We start from the raw sequence: 15,358 nt of genomic DNA on the forward strand, positions 1-15,358 counted from the left end.
CCGGGCCGGCATGAAGGAGATTTTGGTCGCATGACCACGTTCACGGCAGCCTGCGTCCAGCTTCGCAGCGGCAAGACGATTTCGGACAATATCGCGACAGCGGAAAGCCTGATCCGGGACGCTGCCCGGGAGGGTGCGCAATTTATCCAGACGCCCGAAATGTCGAATGTGCTGGTGCGCAGCCGCGACGACCTGCTTGAGCGGATTTCCCATCCGCAATCCGACCCGTTTCTGATGCGGTCAGTTGAGCTTGCCGGCGAACTCGGCGTTTATCTGCATCTGGGGTCGCTCGCCGTGCTGGCGGGCAATGGCAAGGTCGCCAACCGCGCCTTCCTGATCGGTCCGGATGGCGGCGTCCTTGCTAGCTATGACAAGATCCACATGTTCGACGTCGACCTGCCGAATGGCGAGAGCTGGCGGGAATCGGCGACCTACGAGCCCGGTACCCGGACCGTCGTCGCAAGTCTGCCCTTTGCCAAGCTGGGCATGGCCGTCTGTTACGACATCCGCTTTCCGGCGATCTTCCGGACCCAGGCACGCAACGGCGCGCAGGTTCTCACCGCACCGGCCGCCTTCACCTGCCAGACCGGCCGGGCGCATTGGCATGTGCTGCAGCGTGCCCGCGCCATCGAGAACGGGGCCTATGTGATTTCCGCCGCCCAGGGCGGAACCCATGAAGACGGCCGCGAGACCTATGGCCACAGCATTGTCGTCGATCCCTGGGGCGGGGTCGTCGCCGAACTGGAGCATGACGAGCCCGGATACGTGCTCGCCGAAATCGATACGCAGAAAGTCACGGATGCCCGTGGCCGCATTCCTGCCATCGCCAACGAGCGCGACTTTACCTGCGATCTCGCCGAGGGACCGGCGGAGGTTCCGGCGTGATCAAATACACGCTCGTCTGCATCGGGGCGCATTCCTTCGAAGGCTGGTTCCGCAATTCCGAGGATTTCGACGCCCAGCATGACCGGAAGCTCGTCACTTGCCCGGTTTGCGGTACGGCTGAGGTCCGCAAGGGCCTGATGGCGCCGGCCGTATCGACGGCGCGCAAGAAGGAGGCCCTTGCCGGGGCGACGAAAACTGATTTGCAACCGGTAGCGCCGGCCCCGAAGCCGGAAGCGCCGGCAACGCCCGAAGCCTCCGGACTGCGGCCATCAGCCCTGTTGCCGCAGGACCTGCAGCAGAAGGACGTGATCGAGGCTCTGCGCCTTGTACGGGCGCGGATCGTCGAGAATTCGGAAAATGTCGGCCGGAATTTTGCCGCCGAAGCCCGCAAGATCCACTACGGAGAAACGGAAGAGCGCAGCATCTACGGCGAAACCTCACCGAAGGATGTCGAAGCGCTGCTGGATGAAGGCATCCAGGTGTTCCCGCTGCCGGAACTCCCCGAAGACAAGAACTGACGGTCATGAAAAAGCCGCCGCGCAGTTCGCGCGCCGGCTTTGCCTTGGCGGAAAGCTCTAACGCTTGCTGGCCACTGCCGGGCGGCGGCGCGTTGCCGCTGCCTTGACCGGCTGCCTGGTAACGCTCTTGCTTTCCTCGGCGGCCTTGCTCAGTTCGCTGACGCTTTCCACGGCCGTCTCGTTGAGCTCTTCGACGGCAGCGGCATTCTCGGCAAAGCTGTCGCGGAAAAGCGCGGCCTGCTTCTCGAAATGCTCCTGGTATTCGCTCGCCATCTTCGAATAGAAGTCCTGCAGCGTCGCCACGGTTTCTTCCGGCGCCGTGCACTGGCTCAGCGACTTGGCGCATTCGAAATCCTGATGCAGCCGGTTGCTGACGAAATCCATATGATCGTCAAACGCCTTTTCGGCGTGGGACCACATGGTCCGGCCCATTTTCTGGAAGCTGGCGATGGTCTTTGCCTCGATCCGGTCTTCGCGCTCGGCAAAGGCCCAGTTGGAAAACGCGGGCATCGGCCAGTTGTCCATTCCCGGCCAGTCGCCCATTTGTGGCCAGTCGGCCATCATGGAGCCGAAATCGAAGGCACCCGTATTGCGCTTCGTGGGCATGAAAGATCCTCCGCTGTTTGTATGAGTGATGCGGCCGGCCGGTTCCGGCGTGCCGCATTCGGTTCCCGCCTCGCCGGTTTCAGACTTCACATCCGGCAGGGGGCCAGTCCCCAAAGTGACGCAACTGTACTTTGGCTTCAAGGCATATCCTTGACGCGGATCAAAGACGAGTTACGAATTTTTCAGAAACGGCAAAAAACAATCGTCAGGGGCGGTTGAGAAAGGTCCTGAGCGCGGCCGTTACCTCATCCGGCGCCTCGAGCGTCGACAGATGTCCGCTGCCCTCGATCACCACAAGCTCGCTGCCGGGAATGTGGCCGTGAATTTCCCGCGCGATCTCCGGCGGCGTCAGCCGGTCGCCGTCGCCCACAAGCACCATTGCCGGACAGGTGATTTCGCCAAGCCGGGGACGTGCGTCGACCCGGTTGATCAGGGCGGTCTGCTGGCGGATGAAAGCCTCGGGACCGGTGTCCATCGCCATTTCAACCACGATGGATTTCAGCTCCTCGTTGTCCTCGTTCTTCTCATGCACGAAGCCCGGATAGAGAAGATGCGGAACCTTGGCGAAGCCTTTCTTCCGAGTGAGGTCGATCAGGAACTGCCGGCGTTCGCTCTGGTCGCCGAGGTCTGGCCGGGCGTTGGTGTCCAGAAGCGCAAGCTTGCCGACGCGCTCCGGCGCCTCCCGCATGATCTCCATGGCAATGTACCCGCCCATCGAGAGGCCGATCAGGGAGAACCGCTCCGGTGCCTGGCTCAGGACGGATGCGGCGATCGCCTCGATGCTGTCGTGTTCGCGGTGGTTCGCGACCATGATCGGCCGGTCGGCGAAGGCAACGATCTGCGGGGCAAACAGGGCCTCGGTGCACAGCAAACCCGGGACGAAGAGGATCGGGTCGGCCATCAGCTCTTCTGTGCCCGTTCTGCCAGGAGCATGTAGTTCACATCCATATCGCGCGAGCGCGCCCAGCTGTCGGTGAGCGGATTGTAGCTGACGCCGTTGCGGTCGACGATCGCAAGACCGGCTGCCTGCAGCGGCCCTTCGATCTCGTCCGGACGCACCAGCTTCTCATAGGAATGGGTGCCCCTCGGCAGCCAGCGCAGCACATACTCGGCGCCGACGATGGCAAGCGCGTAAGCCTTCAGTGTGCGGTTGATGGTCGCGACGAACATCAGGCCCCCCGGGCGCACCATGCTGGAGGTTGCCTCCAGGAACAGCGGCACGTCGGCGACATGCTCCACCACCTCCATGTTGAGGACGACGTCGAAGGTTTCGCCGGCGGCGGCCAGGGCCTCTGCGGTCTCTGCCCGGTAGTCGATCTGAAGACCCGAGCTCTGCATGTGGAGCTTTGCGATCTCGATATTGGTCTCGGACGGATCGGCGCCGACAACCTCGGCGCCCAGGCGAGCCATCGGTTCACTGAGCAGGCCGCCGCCGCAGCCGATATCCAGGAAGCGCAGTCCCTTGAAGGCATCGGTCGTCTTGGGGTCGCGGCCGAACCTGGCGCAGACTTCCTGCTTGATATAGGCGAGCCGCACCGGATTGAAGCGATGCAGAGGCTTGAACTTGCCCGTCGGATCCCACCATTCCGCGGCCATGGCCGAGAACCGGGCGACTTCCTCGCTGTCGATCGTGCCCGTGGTGTGGTGTGCCTTGCCTGTCATCGGACTGTCCTTTCCCTGGCGAAGATACGGATGTCTTCAGCCGGATGATCTCAGTTTAGCTGTCGTTGTTGTTCTTTGACCTTTTGTCAAGTGAGCCGACCCAAAGCCCTGTTGCAGCACGGGGTCGCAGCCTGTATGGATGTGCGCCGATCTTCAAGAGCTTCTGGTGCCTCAGCGCCAAGCGACACGACTAAAAGAATACGAGTGGTATGGCCCGACTGGTTTTAAAATTTGGCGGGACTTCGGTTGCCGATCTCGATCGCATCCGCAATGTCGCCCGCCATGTCAAACGGGAAGTGGATGCCGGACATCAGGTCGCGGTGGTTGTTTCGGCCATGGCCGGGCAGACCAACAAGCTGGTGGAATATTGCCGGGAAGCCTCGCCCTTGCACGATGCCCGCGAATACGATGCCGTTGTCGCGTCCGGCGAACAGGTGACTTCCGGCCTCCTGGCGATCGTTCTGCAGGACATGGGTGTCAACGCCCGCTCCTGGCAGGGTTGGCAGGTGCCGATCAAGACCGACGAAAACCACGGTGCCGCCCGCATCCGCGATATTGACGGCAGCCTCCTGATCGAGCGTATCGAACAGGGCCAGGTGGCCGTGCTGGCCGGTTTCCAGGGCGTTGCGCCGGACAACCGCATCGCCACCCTCGGCCGCGGCGGGTCCGACACCAGTGCGGTGGCGATTGCCGCCGCCATCAAGGCCGACCGCTGTGATATCTATACCGATGTCGACGGCGTCTACACGACCGACCCGCGCATCGTGCCCCGGGCCCAGCGTCTTGACCGCGTGTCCTTCGAGGAAATGCTCGAAATGGCCTCGCTCGGCGCCAAGGTGCTGCAGGTGCGCTCCGTGGAAATGGCCATGGTCCATGGCGTCAGAACATTCGTGCGCTCCAGCTTCGACGATCCGGACGCGCCTCAGGTCGGTACAAACGGCCTTCCGATTGGTACTCTTATTTGCGACGAGGACGAACTCGTGGAACAGCAGGTTGTCACCGGCATTGCCTATGCCAAGGACGAAGCCCAGATCTCCCTCCGTGACGTGGCCGACAAGCCGGGCGTTGCCGAATCCGTGTTCGGTCCGCTGGCAGACGCCAACATCAACGTGGACATGATCGTCCAGAACATTTCGCCGGATGGCAAGACCACCGACATCACCTTCACCGTTCCGGAAGGCGATTTCGAGCGCGCCAAGAAGGTGCTGGAAGACAACCGCGCCGTCATCGGTTTCCAGAATCTGGAAGGCGCCCGGGATGTCGTGAAAGTCTCCGTCATCGGCATCGGCATGCGCTCCCATGCGGGGATCGCGGCCCAGTGTTTCCGCGGTCTTGCCTCCAAGGGCATCAACATCCGTGCGATCACCACGTCCGAGATCAAGATCTCCGTGCTCATCGATTCAGCATATGCGGAACTTGCAGTGCGGACTCTCCATTCGCTATACGGGTTGGACGGATAGTTCATCCGGCAAGCAGGCTCCGGCGGGGACCGGGGCTTGTCTGGCCGAACATGTCTGACTGAAGCGGGATCAACGGGGGCGCGATGCGCAGCAACCTGGCCGGACCGCGCCTTCTGCTCCGCCGGCTTCGCGAAGTCATGGCCGAGCCGATCACGGCGCAGGAGCGACTCGACAAGATCGTGGTGTTGATCGCCGCGAACGTGGTCGCCGAAGTCTGTTCGGTTTATATTCTGCGCGCCGACGGCGTCCTGGAGCTTTATGCCACCGAGGGCCTGAACCGCGCCGCCGTCCACAGCGCGTCCCTGCGCGTCGGCCAGGGCCTTGTCGGCCTGATCGCCGCCGAAGCGCGGCCGCTCAATCTTCCCAATGCCAGCGCCCATCCGGGCTTCGCCTATCTGCCGGAAACCGGGGAAGAGGCCTATAATTCCTTTCTCGGCGTGCCGATCCTGAGGGCCGGGCGCACGCTCGGCGTCCTCGTGGTGCAGAACAAGTCGCACCGGACCTATCTGGAAGACGAGGTCGAGGCGCTGCAGACCACCGCCATGGTGATCGCCGAAATGGTGGCCGCAGGCGAACTGGAAGCGATCTCCCAGAAGGACACCGGTCTCGACATGTCGCGGCCGATCACCTCTTCCGGTGTCGGCCTTGCGGAAGGCGTCGGCCTCGGACATGTGGTTCTGCACGAGCCGCGTGTCGTCGTCACGAACCTGATCGCCGAGGACACCGACCGGGAAAAGATGCGCCTCGATGGCGCCATCAACCGGCTCAGGCTTTCCATCGACGATCTCCTGGCCAGCGGCGAGATCGCCGCGACCGGCGAGCACCGCGAGGTTCTGGAAGCCTATCGCATGTTTGCCTACGATCGCGGCTGGATCCGCAAGATCGAAGAGGCGATCCGCAACGGCCTGACAGCGGAAGCGGCGGTCGAAAAGGTCCAGAGCGACACCCGCGCCCGCATGCTGCGCCAGACCGATCCCTACCTGCGCGAGCGCCTGCACGATCTCGACGACCTCGCTCACCGGCTGATCCGAGAGCTGATGGGCCGCGAACACGGCCCGGGCAAGGACGAACTGCCCCAGGACGCCATCATCGTCGGCCGCAACATGGGCGCGGCGGAGCTGCTTGACTATGGTCGCGACCGTATTCGCGGCCTGGTGCTGGAAGAAGGCGGGCCGACCAGCCACGTGACAATTGTCGCGCGAGCCCTCGGCATCCCGACGGTCGGCCAGGTGGAAGATATCGTCAGCCTTGCCGACGGCGGCGATGCCATCATCGTCGACGGGGATTCGGGCGAGGTGCATCTGCGACCGGCCGTAGACCTGGAAAACGCCTATGCGGAAAAGGTGCGTTTCCGGGCGCGGCGCCAGGCGCAATACCGGCGCCTGCGCAACAAGCCGTCCGTCACCAAGGACGGCGTCGATATTTCGCTGCAGATGAACGCCGGCCTTTTGGTGGACCTGCCGCATCTGGATGAGGCGGGCGCGGCCGGCGTCGGTCTGTTCCGCACCGAATTGCAGTTCATGGTGGCGTCATCCTTCCCGCGCATGCGCGAGCAGAAGGCCCAGTACACCCAGGTCCTGGATGCGGCCAAGGGCAAGTCGGTAACCTTCCGCTCGCTCGATATCGGCGGCGACAAGGTCCTGCCCTACCTGCGTTCGATCCAGGAGGAAAACCCGGCCATGGGCTGGCGTGCATTGCGCCTCGGTCTCGACAGGCCAGGCCTCCTGCGCACCCAGATCAGAGCGCTTTTGCACGCGGCGGCGGGCCGGGATCTCAAGATGATGTTCCCGATGGTCGCGGTGGTCGAGGAATTCCTCGAGGCGAAGGCGCTGGTCGACAAGGAAGTGAAGCACCTGCGCCGGCACGGTCATGCGACCCCGGAAAACATCCGGCTCGGTGTCATGGTGGAAGTGCCTTCGCTCCTGTTCCAGCTTGAAGAGCTGATGACCTATGTCGACTTCGTTTCCGTCGGCTCGAACGATCTCTTCCAGTTCTTCTGCGCCGTGGACCGGGGCAACACGCGGGTTGCCGACCGGTTCGACACGCTCGGGGTCGGTTTCCTGCGTGCCTTGAAATCCATCATCGATGCAGCAAATAAACAGCATGTGCCGGTGACGCTGTGCGGCGAACTCGCCGGGCGGCCGCTGGAGGCGATGGCGCTGATCGGGCTCGGCTTCCGCGACCTCTCCATGTCTCCGGCCTCGCTCGGTCCCGTAAAGGCCATGCTCAGGACGCTTGACGCCGGGCGCCTGTCCGCCCGGCTGCTGCCGAGGCTGGAACCGGGACACGACGACAGCAACATCCGGGACGTGTTGAAGCGGTTTGCCGCCGAAACCGATGTTGCGCTTTAGCGCCGACAGGCTTAACTCACCGTCAAGACAGGACGATCAGGAGAATCAGCGCGTATGCTGGCGCGTCATAAACTCGATACGCTTTTGGACCGGTTCGCCGAAATCGAACACATGATGTCCTCCAATCCGGATCCGTCCGCCTATGTGAAGCTTTCGCGCGAATATGCCGGACTGGAACCTCTGGTCGGCAAGATCCGCGCGCTGATCAAGGTCGAGAAGGAACTTGCCGGGGCAGAGGCGTTGCTGAACGACCCGTCGTCCGACGCGGAAATGCGCGAACTGGCCGAAATGGAGCGCGACGAACTGGAAGAGCGCGTCGAGGCACTGACCCAGGACGTGCGCATCGGCCTCCTGCCGAAAGACGAGGCGGATGCCAACGACGCCATCCTGGAAGTGCGCGCCGGTACTGGCGGCGACGAAGCCGCGCTGTTTGCCGGCGATCTTTTCCGCATGTACCAGCGCTTTGCCGAGCTTCAGGGCTGGAAGGTGGAAATCCTGTCGGCAAGCGAAGGCGAAGTCGGCGGATACAAGGAAGTGATCGCGTCGGTTTCCGGCGACAATGTCTTTGCCAAGCTGAAATTCGAATCCGGGGTGCACCGGGTGCAGCGCGTGCCGGCAACGGAATCGGGCGGGCGCATCCATACATCGGCCGCGACGGTGGCGGTGCTGCCACAGGCAGAGGATGTCGACATCGACGTCCAGGAAAGCGATCTGAGGATCGACACCTACCGCGCGTCCGGCGCTGGCGGCCAGCACGTCAACACCACCGATTCGGCCGTGCGCATCACCCACCTGCCGACCGGCATCGTGGTCGCGGTGCAGGACGAGCGCTCCCAGCACAAGAACAAGGCGCGTGCCATGCAGCTGCTGCGGGCGCGCATCTATGACGAGGAGCGTGAGCGTGCCGCCAGTGAGCGCACCGAGGCACGGCGCCTGCAGGTCGGCTCCGGCGACCGGTCGGAACGCATCCGAACCTACAATTACCCGCAAGGCCGGGTCACCGACCATCGCATCGGCCTGACCCTCTACAAGCTCGAACAGATCCTTTCCGGAGAATCGCTTGGCGAGGTCATCGAATCCCTGATCCTGGATTATCAGGCGAACCTGCTCGCCTCCGAAGAGGCTTGAGAATGACCGTCGGCCGGCTTTACCGGAGCGTGCGCGACCGGTTTCGCGCCGCCGGCCTGCCGACGCCCGATCTTGATGCAAAACTCCTGGTCGGCGCCGCACTGGGCCTTGATGTCTCCGGCCTTGTCCTGCGGGAGCACGAGGATGCCGATGCGGCCGCTGCAGTGGTCGCGGAGGACCATGCCCGGCGCCGGCTCGACGGCATGCCGGTCGGCCGGATTCTCGGCGCGCGGGAGTTTTACGGCCGGCTGTTTCTCCTCAATCCGGCAACGCTGGAACCGCGACCCGACACGGAGACGCTGATCGAGGCCGTGCTTGCGCAGGCGCCGCGCGAGGCCGGCCTGACGATCTGCGACATCGGCACCGGCACTGGTGCCATCGCCGTCACGCTGCTGGCGGAACTGCCCCGGGCCCGCATGGTTGCCGTCGATCTCTCGGCCGAAGCACTCGATTGTGCGGTCCGGAATGCGGAGCTGCATGGCGTCCTGGACCGGTTTCTGCCCGTCCGCGGCGACTACACGTCCGCGCTGCGGCCGGAGGGGGGCTTCGACTGGGTGGTCAGCAACCCGCCCTATATCCGCACGGCCGTGCTGCAAGACCTGTCGCGCGAAGTGATTCAGCACGATCCGCTTTTGGCACTCGATGGCGGTGAAGACGGTCTGACGGCCTATGTCCGTATAGTCACGGATGCGGTCAAGCTGCTGCGCCTAGGTGGCGGCATTGCCCTGGAAATCGGCTTCGATCAAGGCGAGGAACAGAAAAAACAGCTGCGTCATCATGGCTTTGGAGCGATTGAAATCATTAAGGATCTTTCCGGAAACGACCGGGTTGCGGTCGCCCGCAAGGCCTAATATCCCCGATTTGATCGGCCTACGAAAAAGCACTTGGAAATCCCTGCGGAAACGGGTAGGTTCCTCTTGCCGAGACCGGAGATGTGACAAGCGTTCAAGCGGGGCATACGCATCCGGCAGCGTGGGGACCGGCGCACTTTCAGCGTTCTGGAAACCGTTGCAAATCGGACTATCCGGTGTTTCGGACTGTCGAAGAAAAAGACAATCGCGTTGGCTTTTCGCCATTGGCGCGTTGCGTGTGTTTTCAATGACAGCCGCGACCAGCATGGTTGGTTTCGGTAGCTATTTCGTATCGGTTTATGCCATTCCGATGTTGGGTCAGTCTTGAGCTGACCGCCGTTCCGCAAGAGAAAACGGCAGGATGAGACCAGGAAATCAAAGCAATAAGCGTATGCGCGGACGGGGCCGCAAGGGCCCGAATCCGTTAACCCGGACTTATGAATCCAACGGTCCTGATGTGAAAATCCGCGGCACTGCGATGCACATAGCGGAGAAGTACCAGCAGCTGGCCCGTGATGCCCAGGCATCCGGCGATCGGGTGATGTCCGAGAACTACAACCAGCACGCGGAGCACTATCAGCGCATCGTCGCTGCGGCGCAGCCGCAGCAGCAGCCCATGGCCCATATGTCGGCCCGCGGCGACAGCGATGACGGCTATGAAAATGCTGCCGTGAACGGCAATGGCCATGCCAATGGCGGCGAGCGTTCCCACCAGGACCAGTCCTCCATGGACGGCGACATGATGGACGCCGACAGCCCGCAGCCCTTCATCGACGACATGCCTGTCATCGACCAGGAAGGCAAGGTCAACGGCTCTGCTCAGAAAGCCGGAGCGGATGAAGGCGACGGCGAAGACAAGCCGCGCCGCCGCCCCCGCACCGTCCGCTCCCGCGCTCCGCGCCGCGGCGCAGAGGCCTGCGAGGGCGAGGGTGCACAGGACAGTGCCGAAACAGCACCGGCCAGCAACGACGAAGAGCAGGCAAAGCCGCGCCGCAGGGTTGCCCGGCCGCGCCGCGCAAAGGCCAACGACGACGCTCCGGCGGAAGCACCCGCGGGCGAATAGTCAGCCTCGATAAAGCTGAAACATGTAAACGGCGTCCCTTGGGGCGCCGTTTTCGTTTGTCCTGCCGGACGTCTTGCGGCAGGGGCCGAAAAGGGCGCAGATAAGATGCCGCAGGGGCTTTTGTGGTGAATATGCAACACTATATAAGGGGTGCAGTGGAGGGGGCATGCAGCTCCCGGAAACTGTGCGGATGCCCGTCTGAAGGGGTCCGTATCCCAGGTCGTCTCCCACGCTTCGGGTGGTGCGGACGGTAGGAGGTATCTTATGAACTTTGAAAAATACACCGAGCGCGCACGCGGTTTCGTCCAGTCCGCTCAGACATTTGCCCTGGGGCGGGGGCACCAGCAGTTCACGCCCGAACATATCCTGAAAGTGCTTCTGGACGATCCGGAAGGCATGGCCAGCGGCCTGATCGACCGCGCCGGCGGCAAGGCCAAGGCGCTGAAGGGCGATCTGGAAGGCCTTCTGGACAAGATGCCGAAGGTCTCCGGCGGTTCCGGCCAGCTCTATATGGGCCAGGCGACGGCACGGCTCTTCGAGCAGGCGGAAAAGATCGCCGACAAGGCCGGCGACAGTTTCGTCACCGTGGAACGGCTGCTCCTGGCGCTCGCCATGGATACGGAGAGCGAAGCCGGCAAGCTGATGAAGCGGCACGGCATTACACCGAACGCTCTCAATGAAGCCATCAACCAGCTGCGCCAGGGCCGGACGGCCGACACCGCGACCGCGGAAAACCAGTATGAAGCGTTGAAGAAGTATGCCCGGGACCTGACGCAGGTTGCCCGCGAGGGCAAGCTCGACCCGGTGATCGGCCGCGACGAGGAAATCCGCCGCACGATCCAGGTGCTGTCGCGCCGCACCAAGAACAACCCGGTTCTGATAGGTGAGCCCGGCGTCGGCAAGACGGCAATCGCCGAAGGCCTGGCGCTACGGATCGTCAATGGCGACGTGCCGGAATCGCTGAAGGACAAACAGCTGCTTGCGCTCGACATGGGCTCGCTCATTGCCGGTGCGAAATATCGCGGTGAATTCGAGGAGCGCCTGAAGGGCGTTCTTTCCGAGGTCCAGTCGGCCGCGGGCAAGATCATCCTCTTCATCGACGAAATGCACACGCTGGTCGGTGCCGGCAAGGCGGACGGCGCCATGGATGCGTCCAACCTCTTGAAGCCTGCCCTGGCGCGGGGTGAACTGCACTGCGTCGGTGCGACCACGCTCGACGAATACCGCAAGCATGTGGAGAAGGACGCGGCGCTCGCCCGGCGTTTCCAGCCGGTCTTCGTGACCGAACCGACCGTCGAGGACACGATTTCGATCCTGCGCGGCATCAAGGAGAAGTACGAGCTTCATCACGGTGTGCGCATCACCGACAGCGCCATCGTGTCCGCGGCTTCGCTCTCCAACCGCTACATCACCGACCGTTTCCTGCCGGACAAGGCCATCGACCTGATGGACGAGGCCGCCAGCCGGCTCAGAATGCAGGTGGATTCCAAGCCCGAGGAACTGGACGAACTGGACCGCCGGATCATCCAGCTGAAGATCGAGCGCGAGGCGCTGAAGGTCGAAAGCGACGAGGCGTCCAAGGACCGTCTGGTGAAGCTTGAACGCGAGCTGACGGACCTGGAGGAAAAGTCCCAGGCGCTGACCAGCCGCTGGCAGGGCGAAAAGGAAAAGCTGAACCTTGAGCAGAAGATCAAGGAACAGCTCGAACAGGCCCGCACGGACCTGGAAATCGCTCAGCGCCGAGGCGATCTCGCCAAGGCGGGCGAACTCGCCTACGGCGTCATCCCGGATCTGGAGCGCAATCTTGCGGACGCGGAAGCGTCCGAAGATGCCGATGCCATGGTCGATGAAGCGGTGACCCCGTCTCACATTGCCCAGGTCGTCTCCAAGTGGACCGGGATCCCGGTCGACAAGATGCTGGAAGGCGAACGCGAGAAACTCCTGAAGATGGAAGACCTGCTGTCGGGCCGCGTCATCGGCCAGGCGGAGGCCATCCACGCAGTCTCCACTGCCGTCCGCCGCGCAAGGGCAGGCCTGCAGGATCCGAACCGGCCGATCGGTTCGTTCATGTTCCTGGGGCCGACCGGTGTCGGCAAGACGGAGCTGACCAAGGCGCTCGCGGCCTTCCTCTTCGACGACGACAGCGCCATGGTGCGCATCGACATGTCCGAATACATGGAGAAACACTCCGTTGCCCGGCTGATCGGCGCGCCTCCCGGCTATGTCGGCTACGAGGAAGGTGGGGCTCTCACGGAAGCCGTGCGGCGCCGGCCTTACCAGGTGGTGCTCTTCGACGAGATCGAAAAAGCGCATAGCGATGTCTTCAACGTGCTCCTGCAGGTGCTCGACGATGGCCGCCTGACCGACGGTCAGGGCCGTACGGTCGACTTCCGCAACACGCTGATCATCATGACGTCGAACCTTGGCGCGGAATATCTGGTCAACCAGCCGGAGGGCCAGGATACGGGCGCGGTCCGGGACGAGGTCATGGGGGCAGTGCGATCGCATTTCCGGCCCGAGTTCCTCAACCGTCTTGACGAGATCGTGCTCTTCCACCGCCTGCAGCGGTCGCAGATGACCGATATCGTCAAGATCCAGCTGGAACGCCTGCGGACCCTTCTGAGCGACCGCAAGATCACGCTGAAGCTCGACGACGGCGCGGTCGGCTGGCTGGCGCAAAAGGGCTACGATCCGGCCTATGGTGCCCGGCCGCTGAAGCGGGTGATCCAGAAGGACGTACAGGACCCGCTGGCCGAGAAGCTGCTTGGCGGCGAGATCCTCGACGGCCAGACAGTGGAAGTCTCCGCCGGCGGCGACCGGCTGATCTTCCAGGTGGATGGCGCGGAAAGCGCCGCGGCTTAGTTCACGTCGCGAAAAAGTCGGTTCCGGTTTTTCGCAAAAAGACGTGCGTCAAAAAGGAGATAAAGCGGGTCACGCGAATTCAAGTGAACGCGACACGCTTTGGGCCCTTTCAGATCCTTGAAACAGAAAGCCCGCGAGACATGGTCTCGCGGGCTTTTCTTTTGCTGTTGCCGGCCGGTCAGTTGATCGCGGCGATACGCGAGGGCTTGCGTACCCGGTCCATGAGCGTGTCGATGCGGTAGCGTTCTTCCTCGAAGGCGGTGCGCATTTCGCCGTTGAGCGTGCGGCCCTTGGGCAGCTTCACGCGCATCGGGTCCATGTAGCGGCCGTTGACCAGAACTTCATAGTGAAGGTGCGGGCCGGTGGAGAGGCCGGTCGAGCCGACATAGCCGACGATCTGACCCTGCGTGACGCGGGCCCCTTCCTGGATGCCGCTGGCAAAGCCGCTCATGTGGTTGTAGGTGGTGGTGTAGCCGTTGGTGTGGCGCAGCTCTATGCGGCGGCCGTAGCCGGAACTCCAGCCGGCCTTTTCGATCGTGCCGTTGCCCGCCGCCATGATCGGCGTGCCGCGCGGAGCGGCCCAGTCAACGCCCGTATGCATCTTGGTGTATCTGTGGATCGGATGGCGGCGCATGCCGAAGCCGGACCGGAAGGTGCCGCCGTTCAGCGGCTTGCGGATCAGGAATTTCTTCGCACTCTGGCCGGTGGCGTCATAGAAATCGGTAATGCCGTCATCCGGAGTGCGGTAGCGGTAGAATTCCCGGGTCGTGTTGCCGGTGTTGAGGGCGGCATAAAGGATCTTGGGGGTCGAATTGTCGTCGCCCTCGGTGAAGAACAACTCCACCGTGTCGCCGGGCTGGACCTTGGCGTTGAAGTCGACGTCGAAGGAAAACATGCGCACCAGATCGTTGATGATCTCCTCGGGCATCTTCTGTTCCAGCGCGGTCTGGTAAAGGCTGTCATAGATCGCCGGTGTCGGACCGCCATAGGATACCCGGTCGGCTTCCTCGAAGGCGTCGGCCAGGAAGGTGTTCGGCTCCTTGGCCTTGATATAGGCACCTGTATCGGATCGGGCGACGGTTGCCTGGTGGGCAGTGTCTTCGTAAAGGCTGACGCGTTCGGGACGCATCCGTTCCATGTCATCCGGCGAGGGGGCATAGGCAATGCGCAACCTCTGGCCTTCCGTCAGTGCCGCGATGCCGTAGAGATCCGAAAAGGCGGAAGCGATGGCCCGGGCTTCGTCTTCGGTGGCTTCGTTGTCCATCATCAGGTCGGCCAGATCCTGATCGGACGTCACGGGAACGATGCTTTCGTCCATGCCCGCAAACCGGATGTCCTCGTCGCGCTTGGACACGAAGGAAACGTTCTCCGGCGTGATGCGCACCGCGTACCGTTCCAGGTCCGGTTGCATGGCGAGGTTGAAATCGAAACGGCCCGGATCGACGAGCGTCTTGGCGGCCATTTCCACCGCATCGATGGACAGCGTGCGCGCGGTGTCGCGCACTGCCAGTTCCACTTCGGTCTCGGACGGCGTCCGTCCCTGATCGATGTCGTCGCTGTAGGTCGGGAAGGGCGCCAGCGAGATGCTGACTTCGCTTTCAAGCTTGGCGCCATAGACAGAGTCCGCCAGCAACGGCGTGCCGGTCTCGCCTGGAGCGGCCGGACCATCGTCGTCGGAGTTGTCCGTGAACATGTTCAGCGGATTGAAGGCGGGGATGCTGTCGGCGAGATCCGGGTCCTTGCGGGTCGCGAGGCTCGCGCTGACGAAGATATGCGGCTGGACGCGGATATGGTCACGGTCGCCTTCGCGCGTGACCACGTTCACGTCGATGACATGCTTGCTGGAGAATTCCGCTGCCGTGCGCAGGACACGGTCGCCCTTCGCGCCGCCGCTGGAAGCGGAGAGGCCGGATAGATACGCATCGGATGTCGGCGCGGCCTCGACACTGTACTGGCCATCGAGCGCGGCCAT

General features: G+C 63.1%; 12 protein-coding genes (1 of these 12 running past the window's edge). 8 read left to right on the forward strand and 4 right to left on the reverse strand.

Features of this window, described 5'->3' with window-relative positions; genetic code table 11:
• Nucleotides 1-30 precede the first annotated feature (30 nt).
• Entirely contained in the window at nt 31-885 is an 855-nt protein-coding gene (locus ACX3M4_RS21850; RefSeq protein ID WP_459355088.1) for a carbon-nitrogen hydrolase family protein, read from the forward strand.
• Nucleotides 882-1,403, forward strand: a complete 522-nt coding sequence (locus ACX3M4_RS21855; RefSeq protein WP_459355089.1) for a DUF1178 family protein — start codon at nt 882-884, stop codon at nt 1,401-1,403. The genes ACX3M4_RS21850 and ACX3M4_RS21855 overlap by 4 nt, the downstream gene beginning before the upstream one ends.
• Before the next feature lie 57 nt (nt 1,404-1,460).
• Here the strand turns inward: ACX3M4_RS21855 and ACX3M4_RS21860 are convergent, their stop codons facing one another.
• The 3 genes from ACX3M4_RS21860 to ubiG all read right to left on the reverse strand — a co-directional run bounded on the left by ACX3M4_RS21860 (nt 1,461) and on the right by ubiG (nt 3,671).
• The gene (locus tag ACX3M4_RS21860; protein ID WP_459355090.1) at nt 1,461-2,009 is read right to left on the reverse strand and encodes a hypothetical protein; all 549 of its coding nucleotides are present in this window, start codon (nt 2,007-2,009) and stop codon (nt 1,461-1,463) included.
• 205 nt (nt 2,010-2,214) lie between these two features.
• A complete protein-coding gene (locus ACX3M4_RS21865; protein ID WP_459359483.1) occupies nt 2,215-2,976 on the reverse strand; it encodes an alpha/beta fold hydrolase in 762 nt (253 codons plus the stop codon).
• Nucleotides 2,910-3,671 (reverse strand): bifunctional 2-polyprenyl-6-hydroxyphenol methylase/3-demethylubiquinol 3-O-methyltransferase UbiG, encoded by a 762-nt coding sequence (ubiG, locus tag ACX3M4_RS21870; RefSeq protein ID WP_459355091.1) that lies wholly within the window; start codon nt 3,669-3,671, stop codon nt 2,910-2,912. Before ubiG ends, ACX3M4_RS21865 begins: the two co-directional genes overlap by 67 nt.
• Nucleotides 3,672-3,880: 209 nt before the next feature.
• Between ubiG and ACX3M4_RS21875 the strand changes: the two genes are divergently transcribed.
• The 6 genes from ACX3M4_RS21875 (at nt 3,881) to clpB (ending at nt 13,386) form a co-directional block, all read left to right on the forward strand.
• Entirely contained in the window at nt 3,881-5,131 is a 1,251-nt protein-coding gene (locus ACX3M4_RS21875) for an aspartate kinase (protein ID WP_459355092.1), read from the forward strand.
• Nucleotides 5,132-5,214: 83 nt separating this feature from the next.
• Nucleotides 5,215-7,482, forward strand: coding sequence for a phosphoenolpyruvate--protein phosphotransferase (gene ptsP, locus ACX3M4_RS21880; protein WP_459355093.1), 2,268 nt, complete (start codon nt 5,215-5,217; stop codon nt 7,480-7,482).
• Between the two features lie 54 nt (nt 7,483-7,536).
• Nucleotides 7,537-8,610 (forward strand): peptide chain release factor 1, encoded by a 1,074-nt coding sequence (gene prfA / locus ACX3M4_RS21885; RefSeq protein ID WP_459355094.1) that lies wholly within the window; start codon nt 7,537-7,539, stop codon nt 8,608-8,610.
• Between the two features lie 2 nt (nt 8,611-8,612).
• Nucleotides 8,613-9,461, forward strand: a complete 849-nt coding sequence (gene prmC / locus ACX3M4_RS21890) for a peptide chain release factor N(5)-glutamine methyltransferase (protein WP_459355095.1) — start codon at nt 8,613-8,615, stop codon at nt 9,459-9,461.
• Between the two features lie 391 nt (nt 9,462-9,852).
• A complete protein-coding gene (locus ACX3M4_RS21895) occupies nt 9,853-10,524 on the forward strand; it encodes a DUF4167 domain-containing protein (protein WP_459355096.1) in 672 nt (223 codons plus the stop codon).
• A 264-nt stretch (nt 10,525-10,788) separates the two neighbouring features.
• Nucleotides 10,789-13,386 carry an ATP-dependent chaperone ClpB gene (gene clpB, locus ACX3M4_RS21900; RefSeq protein WP_459355097.1) on the forward strand — a complete coding sequence of 866 codons (2,598 nt, stop codon included), beginning with the start codon at nt 10,789-10,791 and terminating at the stop codon, nt 13,384-13,386.
• 178 nt (nt 13,387-13,564) lie between these two features.
• On the opposite strand, the gene ACX3M4_RS21905 is transcribed toward clpB, so the two are convergent.
• Nucleotides 13,565-15,358 carry the 3' portion of a M23 family metallopeptidase gene (locus ACX3M4_RS21905; protein WP_459355098.1) on the reverse strand. The gene runs 180 nt beyond the window's last position, so the window shows 1,794 of its 1,974 coding nt (coding positions 181-1,974); its start codon lies off the right edge, out of view; it ends in the stop codon at nt 13,565-13,567.

Source organism: Roseibium sp. M-1 (genome assembly GCF_054515675.1).